General features: G+C 71.7%; 17 protein-coding genes. 11 read left to right on the top strand and 6 right to left on the bottom strand.

Annotation, left to right across the window (positions count from 1 at the left end; all coding sequences use genetic code 11):
- Positions 1-228 precede the first annotated feature (228 nt).
- Positions 229-2,934 carry a pyruvate dehydrogenase (acetyl-transferring), homodimeric type gene (aceE, locus tag IM697_RS10940; RefSeq protein ID WP_194047030.1) on the top strand — a complete coding sequence of 902 codons (2,706 nt, stop codon included), beginning with the start codon at positions 229-231 and terminating at the stop codon, positions 2,932-2,934.
- An 81-nt stretch (positions 2,935-3,015) separates the two neighbouring features.
- Here aceE and IM697_RS10935 read toward each other — a convergent pair whose 3' ends face one another.
- The gene (locus IM697_RS10935) at positions 3,016-3,156 is read right to left on the bottom strand and encodes a methionine/alanine import family NSS transporter small subunit (protein ID WP_194047028.1); all 141 of its coding nucleotides are present in this window, start codon (positions 3,154-3,156) and stop codon (positions 3,016-3,018) included.
- Positions 3,156-4,739, bottom strand: a complete 1,584-nt coding sequence (locus IM697_RS10930; protein ID WP_194047026.1) for a sodium-dependent transporter — start codon at positions 4,737-4,739, stop codon at positions 3,156-3,158. The genes IM697_RS10935 and IM697_RS10930 overlap by 1 nt, the downstream gene beginning before the upstream one ends.
- Positions 4,740-4,819: 80 nt before the next feature.
- Here IM697_RS10930 and IM697_RS10925 point away from each other — a divergent pair, with 80 nt between their 5' ends.
- Together IM697_RS10925 and IM697_RS10920 are read left to right on the top strand one after the other, a co-directional pair.
- A complete protein-coding gene (locus tag IM697_RS10925) occupies positions 4,820-5,806 on the top strand; it encodes a helix-turn-helix transcriptional regulator (protein ID WP_194047024.1) in 987 nt (328 codons plus the stop codon).
- Between the two features lie 56 nt (positions 5,807-5,862).
- Complete coding sequence (locus tag IM697_RS10920) at positions 5,863-6,381, top strand: DUF4240 domain-containing protein (RefSeq protein WP_194049669.1); 519 nt, start codon at positions 5,863-5,865, stop codon at positions 6,379-6,381.
- Here the strand turns inward: IM697_RS10920 and IM697_RS10915 are convergent.
- The gene (locus tag IM697_RS10915; RefSeq protein ID WP_194047023.1) at positions 6,371-6,532 is read right to left on the bottom strand and encodes a hypothetical protein; all 162 of its coding nucleotides are present in this window, start codon (positions 6,530-6,532) and stop codon (positions 6,371-6,373) included. The genes IM697_RS10920 and IM697_RS10915 overlap by 11 nt on opposite strands.
- 175 nt (positions 6,533-6,707) lie before the next feature.
- Between IM697_RS10915 and IM697_RS10910 the strand changes: the two genes are divergently transcribed.
- Positions 6,708-7,850, top strand: coding sequence for a lipid II:glycine glycyltransferase FemX (locus tag IM697_RS10910; protein ID WP_194047020.1), 1,143 nt, complete (start codon positions 6,708-6,710; stop codon positions 7,848-7,850).
- An 11-nt stretch (positions 7,851-7,861) separates the two neighbouring features.
- Here the strand turns inward: IM697_RS10910 and IM697_RS10905 are convergent, their stop codons facing one another.
- Complete coding sequence (locus tag IM697_RS10905; RefSeq protein ID WP_407699622.1) at positions 7,862-8,629, bottom strand: peptidoglycan recognition protein family protein; 768 nt, start codon at positions 8,627-8,629, stop codon at positions 7,862-7,864.
- A gap of 260 nt (positions 8,630-8,889) precedes the next feature.
- On the opposite strand from IM697_RS10905, the gene IM697_RS10900 reads away from it, so the two are divergent.
- Positions 8,890-10,074, top strand: a complete 1,185-nt coding sequence (locus IM697_RS10900; RefSeq protein WP_194047016.1) for a MarP family serine protease — start codon at positions 8,890-8,892, stop codon at positions 10,072-10,074.
- 3 nt (positions 10,075-10,077) lie between these two features.
- Here the strand turns inward: IM697_RS10900 and IM697_RS10895 are convergent, their stop codons facing one another.
- Positions 10,078-10,578, bottom strand: a complete 501-nt coding sequence (locus IM697_RS10895; RefSeq protein WP_194047014.1) for a GNAT family N-acetyltransferase — start codon at positions 10,576-10,578, stop codon at positions 10,078-10,080.
- Positions 10,579-10,649: 71 nt separating this feature from the next.
- On the opposite strand from IM697_RS10895, the gene IM697_RS10890 reads away from it, so the two are divergent.
- Positions 10,650-11,552, top strand: a complete 903-nt coding sequence (locus IM697_RS10890) for a TIGR01777 family oxidoreductase (protein WP_194047012.1) — start codon at positions 10,650-10,652, stop codon at positions 11,550-11,552.
- 153 nt (positions 11,553-11,705) lie between these two features.
- The gene (locus IM697_RS10885; RefSeq protein ID WP_194047010.1) at positions 11,706-13,088 is read left to right on the top strand and encodes an NAD(P)/FAD-dependent oxidoreductase; all 1,383 of its coding nucleotides are present in this window, start codon (positions 11,706-11,708) and stop codon (positions 13,086-13,088) included.
- Between the two features lie 87 nt (positions 13,089-13,175).
- On the opposite strand, the gene IM697_RS10880 is transcribed toward IM697_RS10885, so the two are convergent.
- Positions 13,176-14,615, bottom strand: a complete 1,440-nt coding sequence (locus tag IM697_RS10880) for an NsdA family TPR-like regulatory protein (RefSeq protein WP_194047008.1) — start codon at positions 14,613-14,615, stop codon at positions 13,176-13,178.
- A gap of 280 nt (positions 14,616-14,895) precedes the next feature.
- Between IM697_RS10880 and lipB the strand changes: the two genes are divergently transcribed.
- The 4 genes from lipB (at position 14,896) to IM697_RS10860 (ending at position 17,971) form a co-directional block, all read left to right on the top strand.
- A complete protein-coding gene (gene lipB / locus IM697_RS10875) occupies positions 14,896-15,696 on the top strand; it encodes a lipoyl(octanoyl) transferase LipB (RefSeq protein ID WP_194047006.1) in 801 nt (266 codons plus the stop codon).
- A gap of 94 nt (positions 15,697-15,790) precedes the next feature.
- Positions 15,791-16,756 (top strand): lipoyl synthase, encoded by a 966-nt coding sequence (gene lipA / locus IM697_RS10870; RefSeq protein WP_194047004.1) that lies wholly within the window; start codon positions 15,791-15,793, stop codon positions 16,754-16,756.
- A gap of 258 nt (positions 16,757-17,014) precedes the next feature.
- Positions 17,015-17,215 carry an SCO2195 family GlnR-regulated protein gene (locus tag IM697_RS10865; RefSeq protein ID WP_194047002.1) on the top strand — a complete coding sequence of 67 codons (201 nt, stop codon included), beginning with the start codon at positions 17,015-17,017 and terminating at the stop codon, positions 17,213-17,215.
- Between the two features lie 54 nt (positions 17,216-17,269).
- Positions 17,270-17,971, top strand: coding sequence for a DUF4191 domain-containing protein (locus tag IM697_RS10860; protein WP_194047000.1), 702 nt, complete (start codon positions 17,270-17,272; stop codon positions 17,969-17,971).
- Positions 17,972-17,986: the final 15 nt, after the last annotated feature.

Below are 17,986 nucleotides of genomic sequence, written 5' to 3'. Positions count from 1 at the left end.
GTGCCATCTCCAAAGGCACCGCATGCCGACTTTCCCGTAATCGAGAAGTTTTGCCCTGGGACCCTTTGATCGATCATCGATCAGGGAGTTATTGTCGCCGACGGACCACGCGGCGGTAGCCGCAAGGTGTCACAGCACCGAGGTCTGCGCCCTGTCCTGCCAAAGACAAAGGGCACCCCCGAACCCTTACCGATGAGGGAACCCCCTTCGACTGAGGAAGGCGGCGACATGACCGACCCCAACGCCATCCAGCCGAGCGAGCTCGACCAGCTCCCGGACCGCGACCCCGAGGAGACCGCCGAATGGCAGGCCTCGCTGGACGCGGTCGCCAAGGCTGCCGGCCCGCACCGTGCGGCGTTCCTGATGCGCCGGACGCTGGAGCGCGCGGAGGGCACCGGTGTCGCGCTGCCCAAGCTTCTCGAGACCGACTACGTCAACACCATCCCGACCGCCGCCGAGCCGTCCGTGCCCGGTGACGAGGCGATGGAGTCCCGTATCACCGCGTGGAACCGCTGGAACGCGGCCGCGATGGTGACCCGCGGCTCGAAACACGGCGTCGGCGGCCACATCGCCACCTTCGCCTCCGCGGCCTGGCTGTACGAGACCGGCTTCAACCACTTCTTCCGTGGCAAGGAGGCCGACGGCTCCGGCGACCAGCTCTACATCCAGGGCCACGCCTCCCCCGGCATCTACGCCCGCGCCTTCCTCGACGGCCGCCTCACCGAGCAGCACCTCGACAACTTCCGCCAGGAGGCGGGCGGCAACGGCCTGCCGTCGTACCCGCACCCGCGCCGGCTGCCCTGGCTGTGGGAGTTCCCCACCGTCTCCATGGGCCTCGGCCCGCTGTCGGCGATCTACCAGGCGCGCTTCAACCGCTATCTGACGGCGCGCGGCATCAAGGACGTCTCGAACTCCCACGTCTGGGCGTTCCTCGGCGACGGCGAGATGGACGAGCCGGAGTCCACGGCGGCCCTCGCCCTGGCCTCCCGCGAGGGCCTGGACAACCTGACCTTCGTCATCAACTGCAACCTGCAGCGCCTCGACGGCCCGGTTCGCGCCAACTTCAAGATCGTGCAGGAGCTGGAGGCCCAGTTCCGCGGCGCCGGCTGGAACGTCGTCAAGACGCTGTGGGGCACGGCCTGGGACGAGCTGTTCCAGCTCGACACCACGGGCGCGCTCGTACGCCGGCTGCGCGAGGTACCGGACGCGCAGGTGCAGACGTATCAGACCCGCGACGCCGCCTACATCCGCCAGGACTTCTTCGGCGCCGACCCCGCGCTCGTCGAGATGGCCAGGCTGCTGTCCGACGACAAGATCCTGGAGTGCTTCCACCTCTCCCGCGGTGGCCACGAGGCCCGCAAGGTGTACGCGGCCTACAAGGCGGCGCTCGACCACAAGGGCGCGCCGACGGTCATCCTGGCCCAGACGGTCAAGGGCTTCACGCTCGGCGAGGGCTTCGCGTCGAAGAACGCCAACCACCAGATGAAGAAGCTGACGGTGGACGAGTTCAAGAAGATGCGGGACCTGCTGGAGCTGCCGATCGCGGACAGCGCCTTCGTCGACGGCGTGGTCCCCTACGGCCACCCCGGCGCCGACTCCGCCGAGGTCCGCTACCTCCAGGAGCGCCGGGCCGCGCTGGGCGGTCCCGCCCCGGCCCGCCGTACGCACGCCCTGGCGCCGCTGCCCGCCCCGGCCGAGAAGGCGTTCGCCTCCTTCGACAAGGGCTCGGGCTCCCAGAACGTGGCCACCACCATGGCCTTCGTCCGTCTGATCAAGGACCTGGTCCGCGACAAGGAGACGGGCAGGCGGTGGGTGCCGATCGTGCCGGACGAGGCGCGCACCTTCGGCATGGAGTCGCTCTTCCCGTCGCTCGGGATCTACTCCCCCAAGGGCCAGACGTACGAGCCGGTCGACCGCGACCAGCTGATGTACTACAAGGAGGCCAAGAACGGCCAGATCCTCAACGAGGGGATCACGGAGGCCGGTTCGATGGCCGACTTCATCGCCGCGTCCACCGCGTACGCGACGCACGGCGAGGCGATGATCCCGTTCTACATCTTCTACTCGATGTTCGGCTGGCAGCGCACCGCCGACCAGATGTGGCAGCTCGGCGACCAGCTCGGCCGCGGCTTCCTCGTCGGCGCGACGGCGGGCCGTACGACGCTGACGGGCGAGGGCCTGCAGCACGCGGACGGTCACTCGCCGGTGATCGCGGCGACGAACCCGGCGGCGCTGACGTACGACCCGGCGTTCGCCTACGAGGTCGCGGCGATCGTCAAGGACGGTCTGCGCCGCATGTACGGCGAGGCGGCGCCGGGTGAGGACCCGAACGTCTTCTACTACCTCACCGTCTACAACGAGCCGCTGCCGCAGCCCGCCAAGCCGGCCGTGGACGGCATCGAAGAGGGCATCGTCAAGGGCCTGTACCGCTTCAACACCGCGGAGTCGGCGGGCGTGACCGTGGCGGCGGCGAACGCCCCGCGCATCCAGCTGCTCGGCTCCGGCACCGCGATCCACTGGGCGCTTCAGGCGCAGAAGCTGCTCGCCGAGGAGTGGGGCGTGGCGGCCGACGTCTGGTCCGCGACGTCCTGGACGGAGCTGCGCCGGGACGCCCTGGAGGCGGACGCTGCGCTGCTGCGCGGCGAAGAGCGGGTCCCGTACGTCCGTCGGGCGCTGCAGGGCGCGGAGGGCCCGGTGCTGGCGGTCTCCGACTACATGCGCCAGGTGCCCGACCAGATCGCCCAGTGGGTCGAGCAGGACTACTCCTCCCTCGGCGCCGACGGCTTCGGCCTCTCCGACACCCGCGAGGCGGCCCGCCGCCACTTCGGCGTCGACGCCCAGTCGATCGTCGTCGCGGCCCTGGCCCAGCTCGCGAAGCGGGGCGAGGTCAAGGCGACGGCGGTCAAGGAGGCCCGGGAGAAGTACGGCCTGTAAGGCCGCGGACGCCGACCGGAACGGCAACCGGAAGGGGCCGGCAGCGCGCGACGCTGCCGGCCCCTTCCCGTCCTCGCGACGCTACTCCGCGGTGGGGATGCCCATCTCGTCGGGCTCCGGCCCCGGGTCGGGGTGGCGGCGGAGCTGGATGATGGCCAGCACCAGGCCGCCCCACACGATGAGCATCGCGATGATCATCATGATGATGGCGCCACCGGACATCAGCGGTCCTCCTCTCCGTGCTCGCCCTGCCTTCGCCTGCGATGGGCCTCCTGCTCCTCGGAGGTCTCCATGTCCAGGTCGATCAGCCCGCCCCGGGCAGCCTTCCAGGGGATCAGGGAGAGCAGCACACCGACCACCAGCGCGCCGATCGCCACGCTCCAGCCCGCTCCCAGCAGGAACTCGGTGGAGTAGCCCTCGTAGTTCTCGTCGAACTCGTCGCGCAGGCTGTCGACCATCATCCAGCCCAGCACGACCGGTGTGATGAGGCCGAGGCAGATCCGCCACCACAGGCGCAGCTGCACGGCGGACGTCGCGTCGGCGTCCCGCTGGAGCTCGGGCAGCTTCCGCATGAACCAGGCCACCGCGACCACACCCACCAGCGCGGCCAGCGCGATGCCGTACTGGTTGATGAAGTGGTCGGAGGCGTCGAGGAGATAGACGCCCTCGTTGGTCGGGAACAGCAGGATGGACGCCAGGGCCACGGCACCGCCGAAGATGAAGACCGCGGGAATGCGGTGCATGCCGGTACGGTCCTGCACGGCCGAGACGACCACCTGCACGATGGAGATCAGCGAGGACAGTCCGGCGATCACCAGCGAGACGAAGAAGATCACGCCGAACACTCCGCCCAGCCACATCTCGGAGATGATCGTCGGGAAGGCCACGAAGGCCAGTCCGAGTCCCGCGGTCGCCACCTCGTCGACCGGCACGCCCGCGCTCTGCGCCATGAAGCCCAGCGCGGCGAACACGCCGATACCGGCGAGGATCTCGAAGGAGCTGTTGGCGAAGCCCGCGACCATGGCGGACCCGGTGAGGTCGGAGCGGCGCCGCAGATAGGACGCGTACGTGACCATGATGCCGAAGCCGATCGACAGCGAGAAGAAGATCTGGCCGTAGGCGGCCACCCAGACGCTGCCGTTGCCGAGTTCGGACCAGTCGGGCCGGAAGAAGGCGTCCAGGCCCTCCACCGCCCCGTCCAGGGTGAGGGACCGGATCACCAGGGCGACGAAGAAGATCACCAGCAGTGGAATGAAGACCTTGTTGGCCTGCTCGATGCCGCGCCGGATGCCGAACGCCAGGATGACCAGCACCACCACCCAGACCGCGATGAGCGGCCACAGCACTCCGGAGACGTACCCGGAGACGAAGCCGGGCGCTTCGGAGGCCTTGAGGAAGCTGCCGAAGAGGAAGCCCTCGGGGTCGTCGCCCCAGGCCTCGTCGGCGGCGAATCCGACGTAGCGGACCGCCCAGGCGATGATGACGGCGTAGTAGGTGGCGATCACGAAGGAGATCGCCACCTGCCACCAGCCGATCACTTCGGCCGGGCGGGCCATCTGCCGCAGCGCGGCGGGGGGCGAGGTCCGGTATCTGCGCCCGATCGCGTACTCCATGATGAGCAGCGGGATACCGGCCGTGAGCAGGGCGATGAGATAGGGGAAGAGGAAGGCGCCGCCACCGTTCTCATAGGCGACGGCCGGAAAGCGCCAGATGTTGCCGAGCCCGATGGCGGAGCCGATCGCCGCCAGCAGGAATCCCGTGCGCGTGGCCCATTGTTCGCGGGGCTGTTGGGGCTTGTTCGCCATGTGTCGACGCTACCAACGGTTCCGGGCCGACCACAGGGTGTGTGCGTCCAGGCAGGTGACGGACCCGGCAGAATGAGGTCATGCGTGCTGCCCGGCTCATCAAGATGGTGCTGCTCCTGCAGTCCCGGCCCGCCATGACCGCCGCCGAGCTCGCGCGGGAGCTGGAGGTGTCCGAGCGGACCGTCACCCGGGACGCGCAGGCGCTGTCGGAGGCGGGGGTTCCGGTGTACGCGGACCGGGGTCGGGTCGGCGGGTACCGGCTGATCGGCGGGTACCGGACGCGGCTGACGGGGCTGGCACGGAGTGAAGCCGAGGCGTTGTTCCTCAGCGGCGTGCCGGGAGCGCTGCGCGAGATGGGGCTGGAGGACGCCGCCTCCGCCGCCCGGCTGAAGGTGTCCGCCGCCCTGCTCCCCTCCCTGCGCGACGCCTCCCGCACCGCGGCCCAGCGGTTCCACCTGGACGCGCCGAACTGGTTCAGGGAACCGAAGACCCCCGAGCTGCTGCCGGCCGTCGCGGACGCGGTGTGGGACGACCGGCGGATCGTGGCGCGCTACCGGCGCGGCGAGCGGGAGCGTCAGCGGGACGTGGTGCGGGAGCTGGAGCCCTACGGGCTCGTGCTGAAGGCAGGGGTCTGGTACGTGGCGGCCCGAGTCGTGGGGCACGGGTCGTACCGGGTGTACCGGATCGACAGGTTCACCGCCGTGGACACAGCCGGGGAGCGGTTCGAGCGGGACGAGGAGTTCGATCTGCCGGGCTTCTGGGAGGAGCGGGCCGAGCAGTTCGCGCGGTCGATTCTGCGGGCCGAGGTCGTGGTGCGGCTGTCCCCGGGCGGGGTGCGCAGACTGCCGTACACCGTCGATCCGCAGTCCGCGCGGGAGGCGCTGGAGGCGGCGGGTGCCCCGGACGCGGAGGGCTGGGTGACGCTGACGCTCCCGGTGGAGTCCGAGGAGGTCGCCCACAGCCAGCTCGCCTCGCTCGGGCCGGAGGTCGAGGTGCTGGCGCCGCGGGCCCTACGGGAGAGGTTCGCCCAGGACGCGCGGCGGCTGGCCGCGCTGTACGGGACATAACAATCCGTCGCACTCCGCGTGCGCCCCACTCCCCCAGGCACGATGCTTGACCCGTGATGGACGAGACGGAGTTCTGGGAGCTGGTGGACGGCGCCCGTGAGGCGGCCGAGGGGGACCCCGAGGAGCAGGCCGACCTGCTCGTGGACCGGCTTGCCCAACTGGACCCCGACGCGGTGCTCGACTTCGCCCGTCACTTCGAGGCCCGCTACAACCGCGCGTACACCTGGGACCTGTGGGGCGCCGCGTGGGTCCTGCTGGACGGGGCCAGCGACGACGCCTTCGACTTCTTCCGGTGCTGGCTGATCGGCCAGGGCCGCGAGGTGTACGAGGGCGGGGTGCACGACCCCGACTCGCTGGCCGACCTGCTGGACGACTTCGACGAGGAGTTCGACGGCGACGGCGAGGAGCTCGGCTACGCCGCGGACGAGGCCTACGAACAGCTCACCGGCACCGTGGCCCCCGACCTCGGCATCCCGCCCGCGCCCCCGGAACCGGCGGGCACCGCGATCGACCTCGAGAACGAACGGGTGCTGGCGGAGCGGTTCCCCAGGCTGTGGGAGCGGTTCAAGGACTGAGTCCGCGGTCCGCCGCGTGGTACGTCGGCGCCTTGTTGGCCTGGTCCAGCGCGGACGCCGTGACGGCGGCCGGTCCGAGGACGACGCTCGCGACCGCGCGGACGACGGTCCAGATCCGCTTCCTGCCGCGGCCGCTGCTGTTGCCGCTCATGATCCCCACCTCCGGTCAGTGCGTGTCCATGACGATAGGCACGCTGCCTCGGGGAGATCCTTGAGCCGCCTGCGAGAAGCCTGTGAGGGGCTTCCGCGAAGGTTCACTCCCCGTCTCTTGACCCGTGGCGTGATCTCCGGCTTACCGTGGCCGCCCCGAACAGGAGTACCAGCCCATGACCAGCCCGTACGTGCGGGAGATCACGCGCGAGGACCATCTGGCCCATCTGCGGCTGTACCCCGACGCGAGCCATCTCCAGATCCCCGAGTGGGGCGATGTGAAGCCCGACTGGCGGGCGGAGAGCGTCGGCTGGTTCGAGGACGGCCCGGCCGGGGAGGTCATGGTCGCGTCCGCGCTGGTCCTGTACCGCCCGCTGCCCGGCACCCGGCGCTGCCTCGCCTACGTCCCCGACGGGCCGGGGATCGACTGGCGTGCCCCGCGCGTGGACCGATGGCTGGACGCCCTCGTCGCCCACGTGGAGCGGCGCGGGGCGTTCTCGGTGCGGATCGGGCCGCCGCTCGTCGTACGGCACTGGGAGGCGGACACCGTCGCGGCGGGCGTCGCCGACCCCGACGTACGCGATCTGCACGATCTGCCCGCGGACGGCCTCGACGGGCACGCGCTGGACGTGGCCGAGCGGCTGGGCCGGCTCGGGTGGCGGCGGTGCGCGGAGGGCAGCGGGAACGGGTTCGGGCTCGGTCAGCCGCGCTACGGCTGCCAGGTGCCGCTGGCGGGGCGCTCGATGGACGAGCTGCGCGCCGCACTGGCGCCGCACTGGGAGCAGGCCCTGCGCACGGCCGAGCGGTCGGGTGTCGTCGTCTCCTGGGGCACGGCGGCCGATCTGCCCGAGTTCCACCGCCTGTACACCGCGACCGCCGACCGCGACGGGTTCCGGGCCCGGCCGCTGGTCTACTTCCAGCGCCTGTGGGCGGCCCTGAACGCCGTGGACGGCGACCGGGTCCGGGTCTATCTCGCCGAGTACGACGGCGAGGTGCTCTCCGCGGCGCTGATGATCAGCGTCGGCTCCCGGGTCTGGCACTCGTACGCCGCGTCCGGCCGCCGGGGGCGGGAGCTGCGGCCGAGCAGCGCGCTGCTGTGGCGGATGCTGGGGGACGCCCGGCAGTCGGGGGCGCGGACGTACGACCTGCGCTCCATCACGCCCGGTCTCGCCGAGGGCGACCGGCTGCTCGGCCGGCTGCTGTTCAAGACGGGGGCGGGCGGCCGGGCCGTGGAGTACCTCGGGGAGTGGGAGCGTCCGGTGGGCAGCCAGGGCAGGGCGCTGCAGCGGGCGGTGGGGGTGTATCTCGGCCGCAGATGACGGTGGGCCGGTCAGTGTCTGCCCTGCAGCCGGGCCGCGGTCTCCCTGATCTCCGGGAGGCGGGCGGTGAGGGCCGCGCCGGGGCAGCTGGTCATGTAGCCCTCGTTGTGGCCGGCGACGGCCGGGAGGGTGGCGGTGCTGCCGGCGGCGTAGCGGCTGTGGCTGTTGCTGGACGTCAGGCGGACGCTCGCGCGGGGGTCGGTGTCGGAGGGCCCCAGCTTCCACGCGGCGAGCGCCGCGATCGCGTCGGTCATGGCCTTCGGCACGGGCACGCCGGCGGTGAAGGTGCCGATGGCGGCGATGCCGGTGGTGCGGTGGTTGAAGCCCTGGGTGTGGGCGCCGGTGACGGGCCGGTCGGCGCCGCCCGCGCGCCCCTCGTAGATGGTCCCGCACCGGTCGACGAGGAAGTTGTAGCCGATGTCGTCCCAGTCCCGGGAGCCGGTCTGGCCGGCGTACAGATAGCGGATGATGCGGGGCACGTCGGCGCAGTCGTACGCGTTCGGTGAGTCGGTGTGGTGCACGAACACGGCGACGACCCGGTCGTCGTAGCGCGGCGGCGGCTGATCGTGCCGCACCTCGTCGTCCAGCCAGGCCGCCCGCGACACGATGTGCGGCCTGGCCGCCTCGTGCGGGGCGGCGGGCTTGGCCGGGGCCGGCCGTCGCCCCGACGCGACGGTGTACTCGACGCCGCTGGCGCAGAGCACCAGCGCGAGCACCGCGGCGAGCCCGGGGGCACCGGCGAGCAGCACGGGCGGGACCCGCTCCCACGGTATGCGCACGGCGCGACGGGGTCTTCGTCTCCCCCGCGTTCGCCTGAAGACCCTTCGGGTTGCCCGTCGGAAGACACGCATGGTCCTACTGTCCGACGGATCCGGTCCGCCCGCGATGTGTGGTGTGACACGCAGTGGAACCATCGTCCGGGTCCGGGGCGTTTCTCCAGGTGCACGCAGCGTGGCCGGTTCCGGGCGGCACGGGCGTGTGTGCTGATCAACGGGCGCCTTCCGCGCGTACTAAGGGGTCCGAGAGAAAGGCGGCTGGAGTGGACCTGCTCGACATCCTGCTGTTGCTGGTGATCCTGGCCTACGCGGCGTCCGGCTACCGCCGGGGACTGGTCGCCGGCTGTGTCTCACTGGCCGGTTTCGTGGGCGGCGCGGTGATCGGCGTATGGCTCCTGCCGTGGATGATGGACCTGGTCACACCGGGGACGACGCAGGCGACGGTGACCGCGGTGCTCACGGTGCTGGTCCCGGCCGCGGTGGTGCACGAGCTGGCGGGGCGGCTGGCGCTGCGGCTGCGCAGGGAGCTGGACCGCGGGCCGCTCAGGGTGGCCGACGGCGTCGGCGGGGCGGTGGCCAACTCGGTGGCCGTGCTGCTCGTGGCCTGGGTGGCGGCCAGCGTCCTCGCCGCCACCTCCTCCCCGCTGCTGACGTCGGCGATCCGGGACTCCCGGCTGCTGGGCACGGTGCAGGACGCCATGCCGGACACGACGCCGGCCTGGTTCTCCCGGGCCACCTCCGCACTCACCGAGGCGGGCTTCCCGCAGGTCTTCAACCCGTTCGAGAACGAGTCGACCGCCGAGGTCGCCAAGCCCTCCGGCGACAGCGTCACGGCGGCCGCGACGAACGCCGCCCAGCGCAGCACCGTCAAGATCGAGGGCGTCTCGGGCACCCAGGGCCGCGAGGGCAGCGGCTTCGTCTACGCCCCGCGGCATGTGATGACCAACGCCCATGTGGTGGCCGGCATCGACGAGCCGAGCGTCCGGATAGGCGGCGTCGGGCGGTCGTACGAGTCACGGGTGGTGCTCTTCGACCCGGAGCGGGACGTCGCCGTGCTGTACGTTCCCGAACTGGACGCCCCCGTCCTGCGGTTCGACGACGCCGCCACCCGCGGCGACTCGGCGGTCGTGGCGGGCTACCCGGAGGACGGCGACCTGAACCTTCAGGCGGCGACGGTCGCGAACCGGGTGCGGGCGACGGGCCAGAACATCTACAGCGACGACACCGTCACCCGCGAGATCTACTCGATCCGCTCCACGGTCCGTCCCGGCAACTCCGGCGGACCGCTGCTGACCACGGACGGCAAGGTGTTCGGCGTGGTCTTCGCCCGCTCCACCTCCGACGCCGAGACCGGCTACGTGCTGACGGCGGCCGAGGTCGCCTCCGACGCCGAGCGCGCGGCGAACGCGACGGCGCCGGTGGACACGGGGGAGCTCGTCAGCTCGTGAGGGTCACAGCCCCTGCCCCATGATCACGTCGTCCACGTACCGGCCGCCCAGGTAGAACTCCTCGGGCAGCACCCCCTCCACCACGAACCCCTCGGACTCGTACAGCTTGCGGGCGGGCGTGTTGTGGCCGAGGACGCGCAGCGTGAGGCGGCGTGCTCCCCGGCGGCGGGCCTCCTCGACGGCCGCGCGGATCAGCGCCCGGCCCACGCCCCGGCCCCGGGCCTCGTCGGCGACGGCGAGGCCCTGGATCTGCCGCACATGCGCGTTGGACGCGAGCGGCGTGGGGAAACCCAGGCGGACATAGCCGACGATGCGGCGGTCGAGTTCGGCGACGAGATGGTCGCCGGGGGCGTGCCGCTCGTCGAAGAACGGGGCGTAGGGCGGCTTCGGCTGCGGCGCTACCGCGTGCAGCGGTGACCACGTGCGACGGTCGAGGAGGGACAGCTCCTCCTCGTCGTCCGGCAGGGCTGTGCGTATGTACGGCGACTGGTAGAGCTCGGGCATGAGCGCCACCCTATGACCCGGGTGCGGGAACCCGACCGGGGTTTTACATGGTCAGAGGCAGGATGGGAGTTATGGAACTTTCAAGGATCGCCGTGGCCGGCTCCTCCGGTCTGATCGGCGGCGCCCTCGTGCGGTCACTGGCCGCCGACGGGCACGAGGTGGTGCGGCTGGTGCGCCGGGCGCCCCGGTCCGAGGACGAGGTGCGCTGGGACCCGGAGGGCGGCTCCGTGGACGCGGCGGGGCTCGCCGGGTGCGACGCCGTGGTCAATCTGGCCGGCGCGAACGTGGGCTCGCGGCGCTGGACGGAGGCGTACAAGGCCAAGCTCCGGCGCGGCCGGGTGCAGGGCACGGCGGCGCTGGCGAAGGCCCTGGCGTCGCTGAGTCCCGAAGAGCGGCCGCGGGTCTTCGTCAACGGCAGTGCGATCGGCTACTACGGCGAGACCGGCGGGCGGGCCGTCGACGAGAGCGCGCCGGCCGGGGAGGGCTTCCTGCCGTCGCTGGTGGTGGACTGGGAGGGCGCCGCGGCCCCGGCCCAGGAGGCGGGCGTACGGACGGTGTTCCCGCGCACGGGGCTGGTCGTGGCCCGCCACGGCGGGGCCTGGGGACGGCTGTTCCCGCTGTTCCAGGCCGGGCTCGGCGGGCGGATGGGGAACGGGCGGCAGTACTGGTCGTTCGTGTCGCTGCACGACGAGGTGGCCGCGATCCGGCATCTGATCGACCGCGACAATCTGTCGGGCCCGTTCAACGTGACCGCGCCGCAGCCGCTGACGAACCGTGAGATCACCGAGGCGATGGGCCGGGTGCTGCACCGGCCGACGCTGTTCACGGTCCCCGCTCCGGTGCTGCGCACGGTGCTCGGGGAGATGGCCGGGGACGTGCTCGGCAGCCAACGGGTGCTGCCCGCGCGACTGCTGGAGTCCGGGTTCACGTTCGCCTTCCCGGAGATCGAGGGGGCGATCCGGGCGGCACGGTAAGTGCCCGTATGCGACCACCGTGCGACCGTGCCCTGTCGATGCGCGACTGTTCCCGACCGATCACGGCCCTAACCTCGTGCCGAACTCGGGTATCCCCGGAGCCGGTTGGGGGCATCACGTCTCCACCGGCCGCGCAACCTCGAGGAGGGGCACGTGCTTGAGCCCGCGTACCAGGCGGACGTCGTGATCGTGGGAGCCGGGGTCGCCGGACTCTCCGCGGCGCATCGGCTGACCAGCGCAGGAGTGACGACCGCGGTCCTGGAGGCCGCCCCGTGTCCGGGCGGCCGCATGTCGACCGAGAAGATCGACGGGTTCCGGCTCGACCGGATCGGCCAACTCCTGTCGACCTCGTATCCCGAACTGCGCCTCACCCCAGGCCTCGACGCACTGGCGCTGCGCCCCTTCGCACCGGGGGTACTGCTGCACAGCGACGGACGCCGACAGCGCGCGGGCGCGGTGCCGAGCGCACTGGGCGCGAGGCGCGCAAGGGGCGCACTGCACGCGGTACGCGCCCTGGCGAGCGCCCCTCGGACGGGGGCCGCGCGGGGCGTTCCGGGACCGGCGGCGATACCGCGGGTGCGCGCGGGCGCCCCGCTGGGCAGCGCCGTCGACCAGGCACGGCTCGGCGCCGCGCTCGCCCGCCTCGCCTCCTCCCCCGTCGAACGGCTGCTGGCCCGCCCCGAGTTGCCGGCCGCGCAGGCCCTCGCCGAGCGGGGGGTTCCCGCGCGGACGGTCGACGGCTTCCTGCGGCCGCTGCTGGCCGCGCTGCTGTGCGACCCCGGGCTGACGACGTCCAGCCGGTGCGCGGACCTCGCCCTGCGCGCCTTCGCGAGCGGGCGGCTGTGCGTGCCCGAGGGCGGCGCCGAGGCCCTGCCGGAGCTGCTCGCGGCGGCGCTGCCGCCGGGCACCGTGCACACCGGGGTGCGGGTGACGTCGGTGGCCACGACGTCCGTGACCGCCGCGGAGCACGGCGAGATACGCTGCCGGGCCGTGCTGCTGGCGACGGACGCGCGGACCGCCGCCGAACTGCTGCCGGGCCTGCGCGTGCCCGACTTCCACCCGGTGACGGTCGTCCACCACACGACGGACGAGCCGCCCACGACCGGCGCGTCGCTGCTGCTCGACGCCGACCGGGGCGGCCCGGTCGCGCACACGGCGCTGATCAGCCAGGTCGACCCGACCCGCGCACCGGCGGGCCGGGCCCTGGTCTCCTCGACGGTCCTGGGCACCCCGCCGCCCGACATCGACACGGCGGTACGCATGCACCTGTCCCGGCTCTACGGCACCTCCACGGCCCGCTGGGAGACCCTCGCCGTGCACCACACCCCCGAGGCCGTCCCCGCCATGCGCCCACCCCACGACCTGCGCCGCCCGGTACGCCTCCTGGCGGGCCTGTACGTCTGCGGCGACCACCGGGACACCAGCACCGTCCAGGGCGCCCTCCACTCGGCCCACCGGGCCGCGGCGGCGATCCTGACGGACCTGGGGGCGGCGGGGTCGCTGCACAAGGCTGAGCCGTTAAGGGCGGTGGCCTGAACTCCCCAAGGGGCGCGGGGAACTGCGCGACCAGCCACAACGAACCCGCAAGACGGCATACAACCAGCCGGAGTTACGGCGAGATCCCTACAACAACGCCGCCACCTTGTCCCGATACCCCCTCACCGGCGCCGCGTCCCGATAAGGCTCCAACCTCCGCTCGAAGTCCCTGACGTACTCGATCGCCCGCACGGACCGCATCTCCGCGGCGGCGCCCGCGGCCTCCGCCCCCAGCGCACAGGCCTGGTCCAGCTCGCCCAGGCCCAGCCGCGCGGAGGCGAGGACCACGCGGCTGAACAGCCGGCTGCGGGCATACGCGGGCGCGCGCAGCTGCAACGACCGCTCCGCGTGCTGCGCCGCCGCCCGGAACTGCTGCAGGTCCCGGTGGCAGTGCCCGAACTCGTCGGCGAGCTGCGCCTCGTCGAAGAACCGCGCCCAGTGCGGAACGTCGTCGCCGGGCCGGGCGGCCTCCAGGGCGCGCTCGGCCCGCACCAGGGAGGCCGTACAGGCGCGCACCTCGCCCAGTACGCCGTGCCCGCGCGCCTCGCACGCGTGCAACAGCGCCTGCACGACCGGCGGTGCGCCGGTGCCCACCCCCTGCTGGGCCACCCGCGCGAGCTGGACGGCCTCGCGGCCGTGCCCGAGGTAGACGGCCTGGCGGCTCATCGTGACGAGGACGTAGGAGCCGTAGGGCCGGTCCCCCGCGGCCTGGGCGAGCCGCAGCGACTGCACGAAGTAGCGCTGCGCGAGCCCGTGCGCCGCGATGTCGTACGAGGTCCAGCCCGCGAGCCTGGTGAGGTCCGCGGCGGCGGCGAACAGGCGGCGGCCGGTCTGCTCGCCGTAGGTGCCGCGCAGCAGCGGCTCGCACTCGTGCTCCAGATAGCGCACGAGGGCCTGCCGGGCGTGGCCGCCGCCGTACATGTCGTCGAGGGAGCGGAACAGTTCGCCGACGGAGCGCAGCGCGGCGATGTCGCCGCCGGTGACCTTCTGACCGGGGCCTCGCTCGGCCTGGTTGCGCTGGCGGGGTACGGCGGCCGGACGGCCCTGGACCGGGATGCGGGTGAGCGGCTCGCCGCGGGCGACCTTCTCGTCGGCGCGGCCGATCAGCCAGTCCCGGCTGGGCACGACGAGCCCGGCCGGGGTGAAGGCGATCTTGCGCAGTTCGGCGTGGCTGCCGGAGTCCTTGCGCCACAGGCCGCTGACGATGTCGACGGCCTCCTCGGGGGTCGCGGCGAACTCCAGCCCGGCGTACACGGGCGCACAGGCGTCGAGGCCGAGGTCCTGGGCGGTGAGCCGGCGGCCGAGGCGACGGGTGAAGACCTCGGCGATGAGGGCGGGCGTCGTGCCGCGCGGCTGCTGCCCGCGCAGCCACCGGGTCACGGAGGTCTTGTCGTATCTGAGATCAAGCCCATGTTCGAGACCGAGCTGGTCCACTCGGCGGGCGAGACCCGCGTTGGAGAATCCCGCTTCTGCGATGAGCGCGGCGAGCTGGCGGTTGGGAGTGCGCTGCGCGGGTCGTTCCGTCATCTGCGGTGCGGTCTCCTGCCTTTCGGGCCTCGCAAGGCCATACGGCCATCGAGTGCCCGGATTGCCGGTGAGCAGCCCTTTTGGCCTCTCGAACGGCGCGAATGTAGCGGAGAGTAAGCAGTCGATCGCACATTACGGCGCCCATTCATCCGATCGTGTGAGGATTGCCCTACGGGGCTGACGCGGACCGCGGGAGCCCACTCGAACGGGCCGGTCGTACAGTGGCGTAGGCACGCTTCGTGCCTTACGACTTGCCAGGTCTTCCAGGGAGGCGCTTGCCGTGAGTGAGTTGCGGTTCGTCCGCATGGGATTCGGCGCGGAGGCCGTCGAATACCAGGAGGCGTGGGACGAGCAGCGCCGGGTGCACGCGGCGCGGTTCGAGGACGAGATCCCCGACACCGTCCTGCTGCTCGAACACCCCCCGGTCTACACGGCCGGCCGGCGCACGGCGGACAACGAGCGGCCCCTGGACGGCACACCGGTCGTCGACGTGGACCGCGGCGGCAAGATCACCTGGCACGGCCCCGGTCAGCTGGTCGGCTACCCGATCCAGAAACTGCCGCGCCCGGTGGACGTCGTGGCGCACGTACGGCGGCTGGAGGAGGCCCTGATCCGCACCTGCGCGGAGTTCGGCCTGGAGACCACGCGCGTGGAGGGCCGCAGCGGGGTGTGGGTGCTGGGCGACCCCGTCGAACAGCGTCCCGCTCTCGGCGGACTGGCCCTGGACTTCGACCCCCGGCTCACCGACGAGGAGTTCGACCCGCGCCTGAACGGCCCCGAGTACGCCCCCTCCAACGCCGGCCAGCGGCGCGAGGACCGCAAGATCGCGGCGATCGGGATCCGGGTGGCCAAGGGCGTGACGATGCATGGCTTCGCGCTGAACGTGAACCCGGACAACAAGTGGTTCGACCGGATCATCCCGTGCGGCATCCGGGACGCGGGCGTCGCCTCGCTGGCGGCCGAGTTGGGCCGGGACGTCACCATCGACGAGGTGCTGCCGGTGGTCGAGCGGCACCTGCGGGACGTACTGGAGAACGCGGAGCTGAAGCCGCGGGAGATCGAGAAGACGCCGGCGGCATAAACAGGCCCGTGGAGGGGCTGACACCCACGCAGGCATTCAAATCCACGGGCGTACCCTTGAGGGCGCCGAAGAATCAATCGCTAGGGAGCCAGTCGTGTCCGCAGTCTCACCGGACGGACGCAAGATGCTGCGCCTGGAGGTCCGCAACAGCCAGACCCCCATCGAGCGCAAGCCCGAGTGGATCAAGACCCGGGCGAAAATGGGCCCCGAGTACACGAAGATGCAGAACCTCGTGAAGAGCGAGGGCCTGCACACGGTCTGCCAGGAAGCCGGCTGCCCGAACATCTACGAGTGCTGGGAGGACCGCGAGGCGACCTTCCTCATCGGCGGCGACCAGTGCACCCGGCGCTGCGACTTCTGCCAGATCGACACCGGCAAGCCCGAGGCGCTCGACCGCGACGAGCCGCGCCGGGTCGGCGAGTCCGTGGTCACCATGGACCTGAACTACGCCACCATCACCGGCGTCGCCCGCGACGACCTCCCGGACGGCGGCGCCTGGCTGTACGCCGAGACGGTCCGCCAGATCCACCAGCAGACGGCGCAGCGCGAGGCCGGCCGCACCAAGGTCGAGCTGCTCGCCCCGGACTTCAACGCCGTACCGGAGCTGCTCGAAGAGGTCTTCGCCTCCCGCCCCGAGGTCTTCGCGCACAACGTCGAGACGGTTCCGCGGATCTTCAAGCGCATCCGCCCCGGCTTCCGCTACGAGCGCTCCCTGAAGGTCATCACCGAGGCCCGCGACTACGGCCTGGTCACCAAGTCCAACCTGATCCTCGGCATGGGCGAGACCCGCGAGGAGATCAGCGAGGCGCTCCGGCAGCTGCACGACGCGGGCTGCGAGCTGGTCACCATCACGCAGTACCTGCGTCCGAGCGTCCGCCACCACCCCGTGGAGCGCTGGGTCAAGCCGCAGGAGTTCGTGGAGCTGAAGGAGGAGGCCGAGCAGATCGGCTTCTCCGGCGTGATGTCCGGCCCGCTGGTCCGCTCCTCCTACCGGGCCGGGCGCCTGTACCAGATGGCCATCGAGAAGCGTGGCTCGTACATCGCCTCCCAGGCGGTCTGATGGCACGGAGTGCCACCGCACCCGTGTGAATCTGCGCACAAGAAACTACTCCCGGGTAGCGAGCTGTTGACGCGGTTCTGGGACGTCCCCGCAGATAGGGGCGTCATCAGGGCCGCGTCAAGCTTTTTCGGGTGCGCATTAAGGCTTCATTGGTGTTTGACCGGTCGGTCACGCCCTGGTAACACCAATCAGTGACCCTGGTTGTACGCCCCGTGCACCATCCACCGAAGCCGCCATTCCCGAGGGGGGACCTCCACCATGCAGGCCGCGCCGGTTCGCGCCACCGCCATCCCGTCCTTCACCGATGCACTCCGTGCCGTCGAGTACCTGCTCATGAGCAGCGGTCAGCGCACCGCCCGCCGCAACGCCTGGACCTCCGTGCTGGAGGACCGCCGTCGCGCCAAGGACCGGGTCGAGGCCCAGCGCGTCCTGGACCAGGTCACCACCGTCCGTCCCTGAGCCCGCACGGCACTGCCGTCGTCGGCGCTTGTGGAGCCACGTAGACTTCGTGGCATGGCGAGGAAGGAACCTGCAGCGGACGCTGCGAACCCCGGGCGACTGAAGCAGATCGCCCTGACCTACAAGATGACCCGCAGGGCCGACAGGAAGATCGGTCTTGTACTCGCGGCAGTCGGAATCGTCACCTTCGGTGTCTTCCTCGCGATCGGTTTCTTGATCGGTCACCCCATCTATCTCGGCATCCTGGGCCTGCTGCTCGCCTTCCTCGCGTCGGCGATCGTCTTCGGGCGCCGAGCCGAGCGGGCGGCCTTCGGGCAGATGGAGGGCCAGCCGGGCGCCGCCGCGGCCGTGCTGGACAACATCGGACGGGGCTGGACGACGACACCCGCGGTGGCGATGAACCGCAGCCAGGACGTGGTCCACCGGGCCGTCGGCAAGGCCGGCATCGTGCTGGTCGCCGAGGGCAACCCGAACCGGGTGAAGGGCCTGCTGGCCGCCGAGAAGAAGAAGATGAACCGCGTCGTCGCGGACGTGCCGGTGCACGACCTCATCGTCGGCGTCGGCGAGGGCCAGGTCCCGCTGAAGAAGCTGCGGACCACCATGGTGAAGCTGCCGCGCGTGCTCACCGGCCCCCAGGTGACCGCCACCAACGACCGGCTGCGGGCCATGGGCGACCTGATGAGCAACATGCCGATGCCGAAGGGGCCCATGCCGAAGGGCATGAAGCTGCCGAAGGGCGGGCCGAAGGCTCGCTGAATCCCCTCTGACGAG

The organism is Streptomyces ferrugineus (assembly GCF_015160855.1).
In the GTDB taxonomy this organism is placed as follows: Bacteria; Actinomycetota; Actinomycetes; order Streptomycetales; family Streptomycetaceae; genus Streptomyces; species Streptomyces ferrugineus.
Note: the sequence above shows the minus strand (reverse complement) of the source record. Positions and strands in the feature narration are given on the sequence as shown.